At 59.9% G+C, this 16,551-nt stretch carries 17 protein-coding genes and 1 tRNA gene; 11 read left to right on the top strand and 7 right to left on the bottom strand.

Annotated elements, in window-relative coordinates; translation table 11 throughout:
- Positions 1 to 52: 52 nt before the first annotated feature.
- Entirely contained in the window at positions 53 to 937 is an 885-nt protein-coding gene (locus LOX95_RS01385) for an ATP-grasp domain-containing protein (protein WP_242912499.1), read from the top strand.
- Here LOX95_RS01385 and nth read toward each other — a convergent pair.
- Positions 934 to 1,689 (bottom strand): endonuclease III, encoded by a 756-nt coding sequence (gene nth / locus LOX95_RS01390; protein ID WP_242912500.1) that lies wholly within the window; start codon positions 1,687 to 1,689, stop codon positions 934 to 936. The genes LOX95_RS01385 and nth overlap by 4 nt on opposite strands.
- A 159-nt stretch (positions 1,690 to 1,848) precedes the next feature.
- Between nth and LOX95_RS01395 the strand changes: the two genes are divergently transcribed.
- The 5 genes from LOX95_RS01395 to LOX95_RS01415 all read left to right on the top strand — a co-directional run bounded on the left by LOX95_RS01395 (position 1,849) and on the right by LOX95_RS01415 (position 6,376).
- A complete protein-coding gene (locus LOX95_RS01395; protein WP_242912501.1) occupies positions 1,849 to 2,904 on the top strand; it encodes an HlyD family secretion protein in 1,056 nt (351 codons plus the stop codon).
- On the top strand, positions 2,901 to 4,472 hold the full coding sequence (locus tag LOX95_RS01400) for a DHA2 family efflux MFS transporter permease subunit (protein WP_242912502.1): 1,572 nt from the start codon (positions 2,901 to 2,903) through the stop codon (positions 4,470 to 4,472). The genes LOX95_RS01395 and LOX95_RS01400 overlap by 4 nt, the downstream gene beginning before the upstream one ends.
- Positions 4,472 to 5,071, top strand: a complete 600-nt coding sequence (locus LOX95_RS01405) for a TetR/AcrR family transcriptional regulator (protein WP_242912503.1) — start codon at positions 4,472 to 4,474, stop codon at positions 5,069 to 5,071. The genes LOX95_RS01400 and LOX95_RS01405 overlap by 1 nt, the downstream gene beginning before the upstream one ends.
- A gap of 85 nt (positions 5,072 to 5,156) precedes the next feature.
- Entirely contained in the window at positions 5,157 to 5,936 is a 780-nt protein-coding gene (locus LOX95_RS01410; RefSeq protein WP_242912504.1) for a creatininase family protein, read from the top strand.
- Entirely contained in the window at positions 5,936 to 6,376 is a 441-nt protein-coding gene (locus LOX95_RS01415; protein ID WP_242912505.1) for a hypothetical protein, read from the top strand. The genes LOX95_RS01410 and LOX95_RS01415 overlap by 1 nt, the downstream gene beginning before the upstream one ends.
- Here the strand turns inward: LOX95_RS01415 and LOX95_RS01420 are convergent.
- From LOX95_RS01420 to tsaD, 3 genes are read right to left on the bottom strand one after another with little or no spacing between them, the layout of a single operon-like run.
- Entirely contained in the window at positions 6,373 to 6,756 is a 384-nt protein-coding gene (locus LOX95_RS01420; protein WP_242912506.1) for a Rieske (2Fe-2S) protein, read from the bottom strand. The two genes, LOX95_RS01415 and LOX95_RS01420, sit on opposite strands and share 4 nt — an antisense overlap.
- On the bottom strand, positions 6,753 to 7,751 hold the full coding sequence (locus tag LOX95_RS01425) for an NAD(P)H-dependent glycerol-3-phosphate dehydrogenase (protein ID WP_242912507.1): 999 nt from the start codon (positions 7,749 to 7,751) through the stop codon (positions 6,753 to 6,755). The genes LOX95_RS01420 and LOX95_RS01425 overlap by 4 nt, the downstream gene beginning before the upstream one ends.
- 39 nt (positions 7,752 to 7,790) lie before the next feature.
- On the bottom strand, positions 7,791 to 8,993 hold the full coding sequence (tsaD, locus tag LOX95_RS01430; protein WP_248286845.1) for a tRNA (adenosine(37)-N6)-threonylcarbamoyltransferase complex transferase subunit TsaD: 1,203 nt from the start codon (positions 8,991 to 8,993) through the stop codon (positions 7,791 to 7,793).
- Between the two features lie 51 nt (positions 8,994 to 9,044).
- Between tsaD and hemC the strand changes: the two genes are divergently transcribed.
- From hemC to LOX95_RS01445, 3 genes are all read left to right on the top strand, one after another.
- Positions 9,045 to 9,986 carry a hydroxymethylbilane synthase gene (gene hemC, locus LOX95_RS01435; RefSeq protein WP_242912509.1) on the top strand — a complete coding sequence of 314 codons (942 nt, stop codon included), beginning with the start codon at positions 9,045 to 9,047 and terminating at the stop codon, positions 9,984 to 9,986.
- Positions 9,987 to 10,679, top strand: coding sequence for a uroporphyrinogen-III synthase (locus LOX95_RS01440; RefSeq protein WP_242912510.1), 693 nt, complete (start codon positions 9,987 to 9,989; stop codon positions 10,677 to 10,679).
- Positions 10,680 to 10,725: 46 nt separating this feature from the next.
- A tRNA-Thr gene (locus LOX95_RS01445) sits at positions 10,726 to 10,801 on the top strand.
- A gap of 285 nt (positions 10,802 to 11,086) precedes the next feature.
- Here the strand turns inward: LOX95_RS01445 and LOX95_RS01450 are convergent.
- Both LOX95_RS01450 and LOX95_RS01455 read right to left on the bottom strand, forming a co-directional pair.
- Positions 11,087 to 11,923, bottom strand: a complete 837-nt coding sequence (locus tag LOX95_RS01450; RefSeq protein ID WP_242912511.1) for a DUF3800 domain-containing protein — start codon at positions 11,921 to 11,923, stop codon at positions 11,087 to 11,089.
- A 678-nt stretch (positions 11,924 to 12,601) separates the two neighbouring features.
- Positions 12,602 to 13,156 carry a recombinase family protein gene (locus tag LOX95_RS01455; RefSeq protein ID WP_242912512.1) on the bottom strand — a complete coding sequence of 185 codons (555 nt, stop codon included), beginning with the start codon at positions 13,154 to 13,156 and terminating at the stop codon, positions 12,602 to 12,604.
- 282 nt (positions 13,157 to 13,438) lie between these two features.
- On the opposite strand from LOX95_RS01455, the gene LOX95_RS01460 reads away from it, so the two are divergent.
- Positions 13,439 to 13,933, top strand: a complete 495-nt coding sequence (locus LOX95_RS01460; protein ID WP_242912513.1) for a BRO-N domain-containing protein — start codon at positions 13,439 to 13,441, stop codon at positions 13,931 to 13,933.
- A 434-nt stretch (positions 13,934 to 14,367) separates the two neighbouring features.
- Here the strand turns inward: LOX95_RS01460 and LOX95_RS01465 are convergent, their stop codons facing one another.
- Complete coding sequence (locus LOX95_RS01465) at positions 14,368 to 15,768, bottom strand: tyrosine-type recombinase/integrase (RefSeq protein ID WP_242912514.1); 1,401 nt, start codon at positions 15,766 to 15,768, stop codon at positions 14,368 to 14,370.
- 290 nt (positions 15,769 to 16,058) lie between these two features.
- Between LOX95_RS01465 and LOX95_RS01470 the strand changes: the two genes are divergently transcribed.
- A complete protein-coding gene (locus LOX95_RS01470) occupies positions 16,059 to 16,511 on the top strand; it encodes a peptidase S1 (RefSeq protein ID WP_242912515.1) in 453 nt (150 codons plus the stop codon).
- Positions 16,512 to 16,551 lie beyond the last annotated feature (40 nt).

Genomic DNA, 16,551 nt, shown 5'->3' on the forward strand with positions numbered 1-16,551 from the left:
ATTGCAGATTTGAAATTCAAATTTCGCGCCGCACCGGTGCATAAGGCCGACTATGGCCAAGATCGTTGTTCTCACCCCTTCCCCGTCCGACCCGTCCTATGCCAGCCAATGGCCACAGGTGCTCGAGCGCCTGAAAGAGGCACTTATGCCTGCCGGTTTCGAGGTATCGACGTCACCGTGGACCGACCACGTCCAGTCAGTGGAGGGGCTGCGCGGGTTTGACATGATCCTGCCCCTTCTGACCTGGGGCTACTACACGGACTATGCAGACTGGTGCCGCGCCTGCGATCTATGGGACGCAGAGGGTCTGCCGGTGGCCAATCCGGCGCGCACCCTGCGCTGGAACTCAGACAAAGCCTATTTGAAGGGCCTACGCGATGCCGGCATCCCGATGGCCGCGACATTGTTTGTCGATCAGGTCAGTGAAGAGGCGGTATCCGAGGCCTTCGACGCGCTGGGCACTGACACACTGATCGTCAAACCCACTATCTCGGCGGGTGCATGGCGGACCTTGCGGGTCCAGCGGGGCGACGATCTGACAACCGCAATGATCAATGCCCCGCAGGGCGCGGCGATGATCCAGGCCTATCTGCCGTCGATCGAAACCGCTGGCGAAACGTCGCTGCTGTTCTTTGGTGGCAAGCTGAGCCACGTCGTCAATAAACGTCCTGGCAGCGAAGGCGAGTTCCGCATTCAGGTTCAGTACGGTGGTCGATATCAGGCCTTGGGAACTGCTCCGGCGGAAGCCTTGGCGCTGGCCGAGCAAGTCCTCGGTCAGTTTGACGATGACCTGCTTTATGCCCGCATCGACATGACCCAGACCGAGGCCGGAGACTGGGTGCTGATGGAGGCCGAACTGGTGGAGCCTGACTTCTATCTGGCCTCGGACCCAGCGGCCGGTGCCCGGTTCGCCGCCGCCGTCAAAGCGCGGATTTAATCGGCGAAACTCGCGCGCGAGGGGCAGATATCGGCAAGGATACAGGCCCCGCATTTGGGCCGCTGCGCCAGACAGGTGTAGCGGCCATGCAGGATCAGCCAGTGGTGCGCCTTGGGCAGCCACTTCTTGGGCACCACCTGGTGGAGTTGATCCTCGACCTTGTCCGGCGTCGCGCCATTGGCGAGGCCCAGTCGATGCGAGACGCGGAACACATGGGTGTCGACCGCAATAGCCGGTTCTATACCCAGCTCATTGAGGACTACGCTGGCCGTCTTGCGCCCCACGCCCGGCAGAGCCTGCAGGTCCTTGCGGTTGAGCGGCACCTCGCCGTTATGTTGGTTCACGAGGATACGGGCTGCCGCGATGACGTTCTTGGCCTTGGTCCGGTAAAGCCCGATCGAGGAGATGAGCGGGATTAGCCCCTCCTCTCCCAGCGCCAGCATCTTCTCGGGCGTGTCAGCCACAGCGAACAGGTTCTTGGTGGCCTTGTTCACGCCGACGTCGGTCGCTTGCGCCGACAGAGCGACCGCGACCACCAAAGTGTACGGATTAACGAAATCCAGCTCGGTCTTGGGATCGGGCATAATCCCCGACAGGCGCTCGAATACCGTCTCGACCTTGGCCTTGGTGGGCGGCCAGCGCACGATCACGCCGACAGGTGCCTTTTTCGGCTGTCGTGACCGCTTGGCCGGTCCTGAAGGAGTAAGGCCTGCACGGACGATACGCGAGGCAGTGGGCTTTCGCTCTGTCATCACGCACCCATGCCTTTGACGCGGACGCATTTCAAGCGTACGCCAGCGCTCCTTTTGGATGCGACAATTTGAAGCAGAAGCGCTGGACAAATCACTTCAGTTGATTTTTAGACTTCGCGTCCATTTTTCTCTTCCTCCCCGATTGAGACGACGGTTTTCATGAGTGCTGCTGCAAAACGTAAGCGCCTGCCCCTTATCCTTGCCATCGTGGTGGGTCTCGGCCTGATTGTTGGCGGGACCTATTGGTGGATCAGCAAGCAACGCTGGGAAAAAACCGATAATGCCTTCGTGCAGGCCGACGTGGTGGCCGTATCGCCGCGCATCGGCGGTTCGGTCGTCGAGGTTCTTGTTCGCGACAACCAGCGCGTAGAGGCTGGTCAGGTCCTTGTCCGTCTGGACGATGCCGATGCCCGTACCGCTCTGGCCGAAGCCGAAGCCAATCTGGCGGCTGTTCTGGCGGCGGTCGGCAATGTCGATGCGCAGATGGCCCAGCAGCAGGCGGCCATCGCCGCCCGCGCCGCTGCGGTTGACCGCTCCAACAGCCAGGCCACACTCGCCCAGAAAGAGAGCCAGCGTTACGGCCGACTGGCCGAACAGGGCTGGGTCTCGACCCAGCGCATGGACACCGAACGGGCCGCCGTGAACAACGCACAGGCCGGTGTCGCCGAAGCGCGCGCAGCACTGACAGCCGAACAACGCACCCTCGCCGTTCTGCAATCGGCCCGCCAGCAGTCTGCGGCCTCGGTGGATCAGGCGCGCGCCATGGTCGAAAAAGCCAAGCTGGCGCTGGAGCGTACCGAAATCCGTGCACCAGTAGCGGGCGTGGTCGGCGCGCGCGGTGTGCGCGTCGGTCAGGTCGTTCAGGCCGGTAGCCCGTTGATGTCTGTCGTGCCGCTGAGCGACGTCTATGTCGTGGCAAACTTCAAGGAAACCCAACTGGGCCGCATGCGCCTTGGCCAGAAGGTCGAGATCAAGGCCGACGCCTACCCGGACCAGAAAATCGCTGGCCGCATCGACAGCTTTGCCCCTGCCACAGGTGCGGAATTCGCCCTTATCCCTGTAGAAAACGCCAGCGGCAACTTCACCAAGATCACCCAGCGCGTGCCCGTCCGCATCGCCATCGAGAACGCTGCAGCGACCCAACTGCGTCCGGGTCTGTCGGTCCATGCGACCGTGGACCTGCAAAGCCAGCCGGAAACCGCTGCACGCAAATGACCGACGCCGTCGCCAAGGAAGAGGCTGCGCCCGTAAACTGGACGGTCCTCATGCTCGGCTTTGCCGGCATGGTGATCGGTCAGTTCATGGCCATTCTCGACATCCAGATCGTCGCCGCATCCCTGTCGCAGATCCAGGCGGGTATCGGCGCGTCGGCGGATGAAATCAGCTGGATCCAGACCGCCTATCTCATCCCCGAAGTGGTTATGATCCCGCTGTCGGGCTTCCTGTCGCGCCTATGGGGAACGCAAAAGGTCTTTCTGGCATCCTGCCTGGGCTTTCTCGTCACCAGTGTCGCCGTCGGTCTGTCGTCATCCATCGAGATGATGATCTTCTTCCGCGCCATTCAGGGTTTTGTCGGCGGCGCGATGATCCCGACAGTTTTCGCGGTCGCCTTCACCGCCTTCCCGCCTGAAAAGCGCGTGACTGCCAGTGTGATCATGGGCCTGATCGTGACGCTGGCTCCAACCATTGGACCAACGCTCGGCGGACATTTAACCGAGTGGCTGAGCTGGCGCTGGTTGTTCTTCATCAACGTCTTCCCCGGCTTGCTGGTGCTGTTCCTTGTCGGCCGCTATGCCAATTTTGACAAAGGGGACATGTCGCTGGCCAAGGGATTCGACTGGATCGGTCTGGCTCTGATGGCGGTCTTCCTGATGTGCCTTCAGTTCATACTGGAAGAGGGTGCCAAGGAGGATTGGTTCGCGAACGACCTGATCCTGTTGCTAACGGTGGTCGTGGCCATCACCGGGCCCGTCTTCGTGTGGCGGTCCCTCACCTCCAGCAATCCCATTGTAGAGCTCAGGGCCTTTACCAACCGCAACTTTGTGGTCGGCGTCATCATGACCTTTATCGTCGGTGCAGCCCTGTTCGGCGGCTCGTTCCTGATGCCTCTGTTCCTGTCGCGGGTGCGGGACTATTCCGCTGCCGAAGTGGGCACGACCATGATTGTGTCGGGCCTCAGCATGTTTGCCGTCGGTCCGTTCGTCGGCCGCCTGGTGCGCAAGGTTGATGCCCGCATCCTGATGTTCACCGGCTTTATGATGGCCGCATGGGGCATGTGGGACGCGCGCTATGTCACCGGTGACTGGGGCTTCTGGGAGTTCGCTGGCGTGCAGGCCATGCGAGGGGCCGGCGTGATGATCGCCATGATCGCCTCTCAACAGGTAACCATGATCACCCTGCCCCCGCATATGGTCAAGAATGCCTCTGGATTGGTGAACCTGTCACGTAACGTCGGCGGTGCCATGGGTCTGGCGTTGTTGAACACCAGCCTGACCGAGAACTCTGCCCGCCACATGGTCGAGCTGACCAGTGCGGTGGACCAGACAAACACCCAGATGCGCCAGATGATCGATGCCATGGCCCAGCGCTTTGCGGACTCTGTCGATCCGCACGCCTCGGCACTCAAAGCCGTCTCTGGCATGTTCCAGAAGGAAGCGACGACGCTGGCCTTCGGTGACGCCTTTGCCCTGTTGGCAGTGGCCTGTGCCTTTGCGGCCTTTGTGACCCTGTTATCGCGCCCCGCCAAACCGGGCGGAGCACAACCACCTTCGGAGGTGCACTAGTGCCCAGAGCCCCCGGTCAGGTCGACGAACACAAGAGCAATGCCATTCTTCAGGCAGCGATCGATCTTTTCGCTGCCAAAGGCCCCCGCGCGACCATGACCGAGATCGCCCGCACCGCGGGTGTCTCCAAACAGACGCTGTACAACCGCTTTTCCTGCAAAAGCGAAATCGCCCGCGCCCTTCTGAGCAAGCGTTCACTGGCGATAACGGCCCCGCTCGACAATGACATGTCGCCGGTCGAGGCGCTGGCGGGCGTAGCCGAGGGGCTCATCGAGCGCGCGCTGGACCACCGCAGTTCGGAGCATATGCGAGCCTTGGCGCTGGTTGCGCGCGATGATCCCGATCTTGCGCGTGCCGTATTCGAAGCCGGCCCCAGCCAAAGTCTGGCGCGCATCGCCGAATGGCTGCGTCAGCAGCATTCCAGGGGATTGCTGGACGTAGCCAACCCTACAGAGGCCGCAGAAATATTCGTGGGCATGGTGATGGGTCACTCCCACTTTCGCCTGATCCTCGGGCTCCAGCCGATGGACCATGATGCCAAAGCCCATGCGCGCGAAGCCGCAATCCGCTTTGTGAGGGCCTATTCGCCGAGCCTCTGAGATGGGTTTGGCCTTTCGGGGCAGATTGGCCTACACCCGTCCCATCTGAAGCTGGCGACGGCCGCCAGCCCTGCGGAGCCTATTTATGCTGATCCATCTTTCGTCCTGGCCTGAAATCGATGCGCGTCTGAAGTCGGGCGGTGTCCTGTCCAAGACGGTGATCGTTCCGATCGGTTCGAACGAGCAGCATGGCCCGACCGGCCTTCTGGGCACCGACTGGCTGTGCCCTGAAATCATCGCCCACGCCGCCGAAAAGACCAACGAAGACATCGTGGTCACCCCGACCTTCAACATCGGTATGGCCCAGCACCATCTGGCCTTCCCCGGCACCATCACCCTGCGCCCGTCGACCTTCATGGCCGCGATTGCAGACTGGGTATCGTCGCTGACCCGTCATGGTTTCGAGCGCATCTATTTCCTCAACGGCCACGGAGGCAATGTCGCCACCATCGAAGCCGCCTTTGCCGAGATTTATGCCGAGTGGTCGTTCACACCGGAGCCGTGGGCCGAGCGTCCGCCGTTCATCCTCAAGCTGCGTAACTGGTGGGACCTGCCGGGCGTGCAGAAGTTCTGCGAGGACATGTTCCCGGTTGGTCACGGCTCGCACGCCACGCCGTCGGAAATCGCCGTCACCTATGCTGCCTATCCGGAGCGCGTAAAGACGGCCTCATATGAGCCCAAGATCGCCCCGAACGGCCCGATCCGCGACGCCAATGACTATCGCGCCCGCTTCCCTGATGGCCGTATTGGCTCCGATCCTGCTCAGGCTTCACCTGAAAAGGGCCAGCAGATCATCGACAAGGCGCTTCCGGCCCTGATCGAGGATGTGACGGCCTTCGCCACCGAAGTCCTCCCGGTCGCCTGATGAAACATCCGGCCCGTTCCGTCCTCAAATCGCTGGATACCCTCAACCGTCTCGGTCTCGAGACGGCAGAGGCCTCGGTCTATGTGGTCAACCAGCGCCTAGGCATGACGGGACAGGCCGGACTTTCCGAGATGGGCGTCATGGGCCCCGAAAAGGTCGAGGCAGCCGCTGCCTCGGCCGTCGCGGGTTGTCTCAGTGCGTTCGATGTGGCCGCCACCGCCGCCGATCTGGCCAAGCGCCAAATGGATCTGGCCGTCGACAAACTGGGTAAGGCTTCAGACATCCACGACGCTGGCGCGTGGCTGGGCGAAGCTATGGGCCAGTCGGTGATGGATGGCCTGACGATCTGGAACCAGATGCTGACAGGTCAGGTCGCCATGCTGCGCCCGATCCATTCGCGGGCGACCGAAAACGCCCGCCGTCTGGGCATCAAGACCTAGGCCGTCTTTACGAAGCCGTCGACGACCTGAACGGGCCACGGGGTTAGCTTGCCCCCCGCGCACGGGCCACCGACGCATTTCCCGCTGATCGGCTCGAACACCGCCCCGTGCCAGCCGCACAGGATCAGCTCGCCGTCACGGCTGAGATAGCGGTCGAATTCTACCGCAATCGGAAAGCCTGCGTGTGGGCAGCGGTCCACCCATCCGGCCACCTCGCCATCCTTCTTGACGACAAAGCCGTGGAAGAAGGCATCGCCGATCTGGAGCACGAAGCCGCGCGATCCGGGGTCGGCCAGATCGCTTTCCAGACACAAGGTCACATTGGCGGGTGTTTTCCAGACCCGTTTGCGCTCTTCCGGGGCGGCCGCCTCTTCGCTCATTCGCGCTCAGGCTTCAGCGGACGGGTCAGCAGGTCTTCGATGGCGGCATCCACCGTCGTCTCGCCCGCTAGCACAGCAGCCACAGCCTCGATGATCGGGGTATCGACGCCCAGTTTGCGCGACAGTTCACGCACAGCCGGAGCGCTCTCATAGCCTTCGGCCACCGAACGCTTGCCCGCCAGCGCTTGCTCGACCGTCTGGCCCTGACCCAGAGCGAGGCCGAGGCTCATGTTGCGCGACTGCGGGCTGGAGCAGGTCAGCACCAAATCGCCCAGACCGCAAAGGCCCGTCACCGTCTCGGGCTTGCCGCCCAGAGCTTCGGTCACGCGCACGATCTCGGCAAAGCCGCGGGTGATGACCGCGGCGTGGGCGCTGCGGCCCATCTCGCGGCCCTCGACGATGCCACAGGCGATGGCCAGAACGTTCTTCAACGCCCCGCCCGTCTCGGCACCGATGATGTCTTCGGCGTAGTAGGGACGGAACACAGGGCCCGACAGGGCCGCCGCCAGCTTTTCAGCCATGTCGATGTCGGCACAAGCCAAGGTCACCGCGCTGGGCAGGCCGCGCGCGACCTCCCCCGCAAAGCTGGGGCCGGAAAGGACGGCCGTCGTAGCATGCGGAATGGTTTCCGACAGCACTTCGGCCATCAGTTTCAGCGAGCCGCGCTCGATCCCCTTGGAACACAGCACAACCGGCAGTCCTTCACGCGCATAGGGCGCAAACGCCTTCAGGGTCGCGCGCATATGCTGGGCCGGCGGAACCGCCAGAATCAGATCGCAACCGGCGAGATCAGCCAGATCGGCGGTTACGGTAATCCCCGCATCCAGTTCGACGCCCGGCAGGAAGGCTTCGTTCACGTGACGCGCACGAATGCTCTCGACCACCTCGGGCTCGCGCGCCTGAAGCCTGACCTTGAGGCCCGCGGCTGCTGCGCTTTGTGCCAAGGCGGTACCCCACGCACCGGCCCCGATCACACCTGCCGTTTTAAATTCCATAGTCACTCCGCTGGCCCCGCCCCCCGCGAGGGCCGTGCCTTAAGCCTTGGCGCCTTTACGGCCCTGTTTCTTGTGCACAGGATCAACTGTCGCACGCGCCTCGTCCAGAGGCCATCTGGGACGCGCCACCGCATCCATATCCGACACCCAGCCTTTTTCCAGCCTTTCGGCCCCCGCCAGCGCGATCATTGCAGCGTTATCGGTGCAGAAGGCCATCGGCGGGGCAAAGAAGCCGAAGCCGTATTTGGTCGCCAGATCGGTCAGGGTCTGGCGCACCGTCTTGTTCGCCGCCACCCCACCGGCCACGACAAACAGACGCTGTCCGCCCTTGGCCGCACCGGCCTCCGCATCATACGACTGCAGGTCTGGATGGCGCTCCAGATAGTCCTTCATCGCCCGCTCGGTGCGCTCTTTCAGCTGGCGCGCGATGGCCTTTTGTACGGCGTCGGCCAGATCAGCCTTGTCCTGGTCCGTCTCGCAGGTCTGGGCCAGACGAGATGCGGCCGTCTTCAGACCCGAGAATGAGAAGTCGCAATCCTTGCGCCCCAGAAGCGCACGCGGCAGCTCATAGCGCGAACCATCGCCCTTGGCCGCCAGCTTCTCCAGCGCCGGACCACCGGGGTAACCGAGGCCCATGGCCTTGGCGATCTTGTCGAACGCTTCGCCCGCCGCATCGTCAATCGTCGTGCCCAGCCGGCTCATATCGCCAATGCCGCGCACTTCCAGAAGCTGGCAGTGACCGCCAGACACCAGCAGCAGCAGGAAGGGATAGGCCGTCTCGGCCCCCAGACGCGCCGAAACCGCATGGCCTTCAAGGTGGTTGATGGCAATCAGCGGCAGATCACGCGCCAGCGCCACCGCCTTGCCATAGGACAGGCCGACCATCACCCCGCCGACCAGACCGGGCCCCGCCGTCGCGGCCACGCCGTCCAGCGCATCCCAGTCCAGGCCAGACTGCGCCATAGCTTGCCGCGTCACCGTATCGATCATCTCGACGTGGCTACGCGCTGCGATTTCCGGCACGACACCCCCATAGGCCGCGTGCTCGTCAATCTGGCTGTGAATGACGCTGGACAGGACCTCTGCGCCGTCAGGCCCAAGACGCACGACAGACGCCGCCGTCTCGTCACAGCTGGTTTCCAAACCCAGAACAGTTAGAACTTCGGTCGAAATTTCGACCGTTGGACCCTCTGTCCGATTTGCTCCGCTGGTCGGGCTGATATAGTTCGCGCCGGTGTTCATCGGGTCGAGGTAGCGGCCCACCCCGTCTTTCGCAATGTCTGGTGCTATCTTATGACCCCGCTTCTTCGTATCGGCACCCGCCGCTCCAAGCTCGCTCTGGCCCAATCAGGCATGATGCAGCGTGCCGTCGGACGCGCTCTGGGCGTGCCCGAGCCCGAGATCGAGACACTGGTGCCACTGGTCGAGATCGTCACCACGGGGGACCGCATTCAGGACCGTCGCCTGCTGGAAGTGGGTGGCAAGTCTCTGTTCACAAAGGAAATTGAAGAAGCGCTTCTGGATGGCCGTGTCGATCTGGCCATCCATTCCATGAAGGACGTGCCTGCGGAACAACCGGCCGGTCTGGCCATCGCTGCCATTCCCGAGCGCGAAGATCCGCGTGATGCCTTTATTAGCCATAAGTCCAAGACCTTCATGAACCTGCCCCACGGCGCGAAAATCGGCACCGCATCCCTGCGTCGTCAGGCGCAGCTCCTCGCCGCGCGGCCGGATCTGCAGATCGAGATGTTGCGCGGGAATGTCGACACGCGTCTACGCCGCCTGAACGAAGGTGATTTCGATGCCATCCTTCTGGCCTGCTCGGGCCTCAACCGCCTTGGCTTTGGCGATGTGATCACTGAGCGCCTGTCGCTCGACGCCTTCCTCCCCGCCCCCGGTCAAGGTGCGCTGGCCTTGCAAACCCGAGCCGAAGACACCGACAGTGCTTGGGCAATCGCACTCAACCATGCGCCTACGTCGCTGGCCGTAGCCGCCGAGCGCGGTGCCATGCTGGCGCTCGAAGGGTCATGCCGAACCGCCGTGGGAGCGTTTGCCCATATCAACGGCGAGGAAATGATCGTGTCGACCGAGCTGTTGTCGCCCGATGGTCAATCGCGCTGGACCCGCACAGGCTCGGTTTCCGCCTCTTGCAGCCACGACCAAGCCCGTGCTCTGGGCATCGAACTTGGACAACAGGTCAAAGCCGCAGTTGGCGATCAGAAGGTCTCTTACTGAATGAGCGGCGGCGGGCGCATCTGGGTTACCCGCACCCTCCCCGGTGCCCATGCGACCGCCACGCGCCTATCGGCCTTGGGCTATGAACCCGTGGTGCGCCCTTTGTTGGAAGTGCGCCCGATCCCTGATGCTTTCGACGGCGCGCCTGCTCCATCAGCCATCGCCTGCATAGCCCTGACCAGTCCCAATACCGTCGATGCTATCCGCAGCGGGCTGGCCGCCTATACCCACATCCCCGCCTATTGCGTGGGCGATACGACCGCGCGTGCAGCTTCGGACGCTGGATTTAGTGAAGTGCATTCTGCAGCGGGCGATATCCAAGCCTTGGCCAAGCTGATCTCCTCGCGGATGTCTTCCGGACTGGTCTTTGCGCCCGGCGCGGAGCAACCTGCCGGAGACCTTCCCGCATTATTGCCCAACCACGAGGTCGTTCGTCTCCCAGTCTACTCGACGGTGGAATCAGAGGGGACGATTCCCGACGCTCTGTCTGCCGTCATGATCCACTCTCCGCGCGCCGGCGCTACCCTCGCAAAGAGGCTTTCGGAGAAGGCCGCTCCCATGTCGGTCATCGCCATATCAGATGCTGCAGCGCGGCCTTTTGCGGGGCTTCAAGGCGTCTGCATCACCGTAGCCGATCATCCAGATGAAGAAGCCATGCTAAGAGCACTTGGCAATTCAGGATTGGCCGTATAATAAACCCGCCTCTTCGCCGGACAGGCACCGCCTGTCGCGATCAAGGGCCGCTTTAGCTCAGCTGGTAGAGCACCGCATTCGTAATGCGGGGGTCACGTGTTCGAGTCACGTAAGCGGCACCACTTTTTTCTCTGATTAAAAAGCTCAATGCTTTCAGCAGGATAGGCTTGCATAAAGTCCCTGCGGGGTAGCAGCCCTCGCAGTCAAAGGGTAGCAGCCAGAAACTCGCATAACATGAGTCTTTTATGTTACAGGTTGACTTCCGCCTACAATTGCGTCCGCGATTGACGTGAGTCGGTATTGAACTATCCCCAGCCGTGTGCATTTATGCACTCAGGCAATGCCTAGAGGTTCACCGCATGGGGGCCGCGTAGAGGTCGGGGAAACCCGGCCTTTGTCGTATCTACCTATGGCCCATCGAAGCATGAGTACTTGATACCTTCACTTCCGGCTCTCTCTTCTCCAACATATATGTCAGCTAAGCGTCCTCCACTTTGGAGAGCGACGTAGGTCGAGAAATCCGGTTGGTATCGGCCTTTTGAAATAGCCAAAGCGCATGTATCGGCGAACTGGACCAACACCGATCTTTTGTCTTTTCTTTCAAGATCTATAAGGGTTGCTGCTAGGGCATCAGGCGGAAAGGGATCATATTTCGCCGCGTTTTGAGCATTAAATCCGAGACCTTGCGCAGATTTTAAAGCTCTCCAGTACTCTTTAAGGGCCCCATCAGACTTTTTGTCGGAGCCTTCATAACGAACCCTTAAACGACGCCCCTCTGCGTGAGCTATCTTAGCTGACCGCTCAATGAGTATATTGAACGCAGTACGGCAAAGGTTCCATTTTGCATCCCCCTCCCGCGAGCCATAGCCACGGTCTCTATAGCCTGGTCGATGAACGACGCACCCCACCGCAATAATCGGCAAGCCCGCAATTAATGCATGGTAATCAGCCCAGAACTCCCCGCGTTTCTGGCTCGCTACGCTGTCTAACCAAGCAAACCCTTTTCGCCTGCTATGCATATCTGTGAGATGCAGTGGCTGTATAATTTCGGGCCACCGCAGCAAAAACTCGGCATGCGCAGTTTCACAGGCTGGCTTGTCTTCTTCCCGAACCAAGACACCCCCCAACGTAAACCACTGGGGGTCGCGGTCTGCATCAACCGCTAGTCTGTCTAAAAATCGGGAACCACTGTCGTCTATGTACAAAAAGTACTGCGGAGCAGGGACAGAAGAAGCATCTTGCATACCAATGGTATAGCTTGTTTTGCAGCTGAACCATAGTGTGCAGAAGCGGATTAGCCTCTCATACCAGATTAACGTCTAGCACCCTTCCTCGATGGCTCATCTCAAGTTTTGCAGCAATCTAACTTCATAGGGGGTCATAACCCTTCGATATATATCAGCGATACGATGCATACCTCTTTGCTCTAGCGCTTGCACCAGCCAAGGGAGCGGTGGGTGATTGCTCACATATGGATTATCATCAGCGCCGGTATACAATCCCCCACTAGGACCCGCATACAACCCTCCCCCCGGCCCCGTGTAGAGACCGCCGCCTGGGCCGGTATAAAGTCCCCCACCTGGTCCGGTGTACAGACCACCACCTACGCCGGTGTAAAGTCCACCACCAACTCCAGTATACAGGCCCCCTCCTACGCCGGTGTAGAGTCCCCCGCCAACTCCAGTGTAGGCCCCACCTCCGACACCAGTGTACAGACCGCCACCCCCGCCCGTGTACAGGCCTCCGCCTACGCCCGTGTATCTATTTCTTGGCCAAGCCATATTTCCCCCCTTTAGAAATAAACACAATCTAGACGTTAGATCCGATTACTTTTCAATCCACATGGACGAAATGGGTATTGAAATAAGAACCCTCAAAAAAGCAGGGGCAAGACGTGCTTAAGCTCCGGCACGAAAACACGGTCAATCGACAGAGTCTTTCAAAGCATCATAGACGGTAGAGCGAGCAATACCGAGCGCCTTGGCGATAAGGGCAGGCTTCTCCCCGTCAGCATGGAGACGGCGTATCTGGCCTTTGTCCACTGACCGAGGCCTGCCGCGATAACGCCCCTCCGCCTTGGCTTTAGCGATACCCTCCATCTGCCGCTCACGACGCAGGGCAGTCTCGAACTCAGCAAAAGCCCCCAACATCGTCAAAAACAGGCGCCCCGTAGCTGCCATGGTGTCGAACTCGCCCTGCTGAAGCGCTCGGAAGCTGACACCCTTCTTAGTCAGCTGATCCACGATGACACCTAGATCGCTCACAGAGCGCGCTAGACGGTCAATACGGGTAACAACGAACACATCCCCCTCGCGGACGTACTCTAGAGCTCTACCGAGCTCCTCACGGCCTTCCTGTGTGGTCCCCGTGACCTTCTCGGAGAAGACTTTGTCACACCCAGCGTCTCTTAGAGCCTCCTCTTGGACCTCTAGCGACTGACCGTAGGACGACACTCGGGCATAACCGACCACCGCCATCAGATGAGCCCCATGGTGAACTGTCCTGTGACTGATGTGTCTGGATGGGTCTTCAGCATGAAGGGCGTCCAAAAAGGTTTAAAACTTAGCCGGACATAGCGTCCGACAATTGCCAATACAACCCTAATCGGACACTTTTTGGTTGTCCGCCATGAGTATACCCATTTCGGACAACTCTCACACAACGCCGTTCAAAAAACGCAGAGAGAAGAGGCTTCGGGATTTTCCGACACCCTTGGGGCGGCAGTCGTTGTCGCCCATCGCTTTTTGAGAAATCCCATCATGCCCAACACCACCACCTTCACCTTCGCACACACCGCCGACAAACCCATCGACATCCGCGTAATCCAGATCAATGGCCAACCTTGGTTTGCCGCCATGGATATCCGCCGAGCTTTGGACCTCCCGATCTCCGGCGGCGTCAGCAAACACCTCCATCACCTTAACGAACACGAGAAGCGTACAGTTGAAATTATCAGTCCCGCGCGATTTGGCGGCAAAGGACGATCCGTAGTCATATCCGAAAGCGGCCTACACAAGGTGATCGCCCGCTCACGACAACCCGAAGCTGCAGCGCTCTTACAGTGGGTCACCGATGAAGTTCTGCCAGTAATCGGGATTACCCCCGATCATGACCAAGAAATACGAGGACTCGATACGAACGCACTCTCATGCGACATCACCCAGGCAGCACTGATAGTCGCGAAGCAGATCGCCGATTGCCAAGCGCTACTGCTCCAAGCCTTTCAAGCTTTAGTTCCTCGCCAACAGGCATAAACGGCTTGCGAGGTTAAAGGCCTCAAGAGACCCATGGCCTATGGCGGCGTGGGGCAATTAAGAAGTTTGTACCCAAAGACCTGCAAGCAGACTTTGCCCCACGCCTTGGTCAATACGCCCCCATGGGGGGGGAGGACCACAACGCAGACACAAGTATATGAGACCACAGATAAGACGACGAAAAACAATCAACACTAATAAATTGAAACAGCTACTTGAAAAATACCAATTCGTAACTACTTAAAAGACCCCTTAAGATGTCTATGGGCCACTATAGATAACCTGATATCGATATTATCCTAGTAATCGTCTTTCCACTGGTCATCCTTTGGATCATCTGTTGGTGACTTGCAGCTGATTTTCTTCCAAGGATGGCTGTTAATTGTCCAAGGCCTTTCAGCATCGCGAACAACTGATCTCCCTGAGCGAGTTTCCTAGGGGCGGATGACGGACACTCCCTCTGGCAACACCACCGCCTCAACGACCGTAGCCAGTTGAGCCTGAAGGGGACCGTCAGAGTAGTTAAAGACCATCGCACTACGTCCTTCGGCATGTCCCAAGACCGCCGATATAAGATGCGGTGGTTGCCCTGCCTGTTCCGCCTTGGTCGCAAACCATCGCCTTAGTGAGTGAAAATCCACGTCCGCCTGTCGCCGTCCGTCTTTTCGGTCATAGGTGCCCACAGCCCTTTGCAGGTCTCTGAAGTCCCGAGACAGCGAGTAACCGCGCTGCTTTTGACCCGTCACAGGCGCAGGTAGTCCGTCGATCAAGTAGGCATCTTCCGTCTTCCCTGACGCTAACCGCTCCACCAGAGGCATCAGCGCGCTGTGAAGCGGGAAACGACGAACGCCAGCCCTCGTTTTGCTGACCCGAACAGCAAGCTTACCTCCACGCACGTCACCCACAGTTAGGCGACCAATCTCTGTCATGCGTAGCCCAGACAATGCGCCAATCAGCATAGCCTCCCTAAGCGGCCCCTCAGGTGCTGCCACAAGCAACTGAGACAACTCGGCATCCTTAAACGCTCTCTTGGAGGCATTTAGCTCACCGCTTACCTTCTTACGAGAGAGCCTAAGCCATGGGTTACCGCCCACCCAATGACGACGAACCATCCAATCCCAGTAACTGGAAAGCGCGGTTACATATGAGTTCACGGTCGTTACCGCTCGACCATCCGAGTGCGCCCGAAGAAAAGCCTCAGCCGTCCTGCCGTCTAAACGTCGAAGATTATCCTCACCGTGGTTTTCTTTCAGCCACTTCTCCAAGAGCCCCACGCACATCCGGACGCGGCTAACATGGCTTGGCGAAAAGTCGCCGTTCTCCGACAAGTAGTCGGCTAGGTGAGTGCCGACGGGTACGCGAGTCCCTTCGACCAAGCCCGAGAGCTTCAGGGCCGCCGCTTCGCGCTCAGGCTCAAATCGCTCTGTTTCATCCCCCTCTTGGACGGGCAGGGGTTGCCCCAGTGTCCGGTCTATAACCGCGTGCCACGCCCCTGTGTGCTCTTCAGGTATGACAAACCTTCCCGGCCTACCTGATGGCTCTCGGATACCCGTCCACCATTTCAAGTCCGCTTCAAGCGCCGCCTCATCGACACCAGCTCCACTAGAAGCCAGCTTCTTCTCAGCTTTCGACCGATGGTGCTCGGCCTTGATCGCAGCCGCAACCACCGGAGCCCTGCGTCTCGCTTCGGCTTCGCTTTCAGTATCCAGAGACCGCCATATCTGCCGCTCCTTACCGTTCACACGAACCTTGACCTTAATGCCCCAGTTCTTGGAGTTTGGTCTTTTAAACGGCTTGGGCACCCGCAAGGGCTTCGATACTTTGGTGTCCGACATGCGCCGCGGGGTAGCAGAGACCCAACAAAAAGGGTAGCAGCACAATCCATCAAAACCATGAAATACAATGATTTTATTGGATTAGGGCCTACGCGTTACCGCTTCACGTAAGCGGCACCACTTGTATCTCAAATATTGCAGATCTTATCGCGTGGTTGCGCATGCTTATCCCATATCCATGGTGCTGATCTGAGGGAGGGGGTTTCGTTAGATTGCTGGGTGGCCTGATGATGAGATCGGGCCGGAACTTTGATTGCCGATGCGGCAAGAGCTCTGACCTGGATCGCACCATGATGAAGACCCTGATTGTTGCCGTCGCCGCACTTGTGACGGCTGCCCCTGCCCTAGCGCAGGATTCCTCGCGAAATCCCGCCTTTGGCGAAGCCACGCTAAGCGCCGGGTTCGACAACGGTGATCCGCTTCAACGCCGCTTCCGTGGCGGTGGCCCCAACGATGCCTCGCGCCTTCCTGGCTCGTGCACGGGGAATGTGGGCACCCCGCCGGACTTTCGCGTAAATTACACGGCTGGCGGTCGTCCGTTGATCTTCCGCAGCGTATCGACGGCGGACACCACTCTGGTCATCAATGGTCCGGACGGTCGTTGGTACTGCGATGACGACAGCTTTGGTGATCTGGATGCCGAGTATCGGTTCAACAGCCCGCAAAGCGGTGTCTATGACGTCTGGATCGGCGTTGTTCGCATGAACGAAGCCGATGCCACCCTGGTCGTCTCGGAACGCTAATCAGTCGATATCTGCTCTGCGCCCCGGTTTCTCATCGGGG

The organism is Brevundimonas pishanensis (genome assembly GCF_022750635.1).
GTDB classification, from domain to species: domain Bacteria; phylum Pseudomonadota; class Alphaproteobacteria; order Caulobacterales; family Caulobacteraceae; genus Brevundimonas; species Brevundimonas pishanensis.

Coding starts and splice junctions, on each gene's coding strand:
- hemC (WP_242912509.1), top strand. CDS start 9,045: ATGACCCCGCTTCTTCGTATCGGCACCCGCCGCTCCAAGCTCGCTCTG.
- LOX95_RS01415 (WP_242912505.1), top strand. CDS start 5,936: ATGAAACATCCGGCCCGTTCCGTCCTCAAATCGCTGGATACCCTCAAC.
- LOX95_RS01460 (WP_242912513.1), top strand. CDS start 13,439: ATGCCCAACACCACCACCTTCACCTTCGCACACACCGCCGACAAACCC.
- nth (WP_242912500.1), bottom strand. CDS start 1,689: ATGACAGAGCGAAAGCCCACTGCCTCGCGTATCGTCCGTGCAGGCCTT.
- LOX95_RS01465 (WP_242912514.1), bottom strand. CDS start 15,768: ATGTCGGACACCAAAGTATCGAAGCCCTTGCGGGTGCCCAAGCCGTTT.
- LOX95_RS01425 (WP_242912507.1), bottom strand. CDS start 7,751: ATGGAATTTAAAACGGCAGGTGTGATCGGGGCCGGTGCGTGGGGTACC.
- LOX95_RS01410 (WP_242912504.1), top strand. CDS start 5,157: ATGCTGATCCATCTTTCGTCCTGGCCTGAAATCGATGCGCGTCTGAAG.
- tsaD (WP_248286845.1), bottom strand. CDS start 8,993: ATGAACACCGGCGCGAACTATATCAGCCCGACCAGCGGAGCAAATCGG.
- LOX95_RS01400 (WP_242912502.1), top strand. CDS start 2,901: ATGACCGACGCCGTCGCCAAGGAAGAGGCTGCGCCCGTAAACTGGACG.
- LOX95_RS01395 (WP_242912501.1), top strand. CDS start 1,849: ATGAGTGCTGCTGCAAAACGTAAGCGCCTGCCCCTTATCCTTGCCATC.
- LOX95_RS01455 (WP_242912512.1), bottom strand. CDS start 13,156: ATGGCGGTGGTCGGTTATGCCCGAGTGTCGTCCTACGGTCAGTCGCTA.
- LOX95_RS01385 (WP_242912499.1), top strand. CDS start 53: ATGGCCAAGATCGTTGTTCTCACCCCTTCCCCGTCCGACCCGTCCTAT.
- LOX95_RS01420 (WP_242912506.1), bottom strand. CDS start 6,756: ATGAGCGAAGAGGCGGCCGCCCCGGAAGAGCGCAAACGGGTCTGGAAA.
- LOX95_RS01470 (WP_242912515.1), top strand. CDS start 16,059: ATGATGAAGACCCTGATTGTTGCCGTCGCCGCACTTGTGACGGCTGCC.
- LOX95_RS01440 (WP_242912510.1), top strand. CDS start 9,987: ATGAGCGGCGGCGGGCGCATCTGGGTTACCCGCACCCTCCCCGGTGCC.
- LOX95_RS01450 (WP_242912511.1), bottom strand. CDS start 11,923: ATGCAAGATGCTTCTTCTGTCCCTGCTCCGCAGTACTTTTTGTACATA.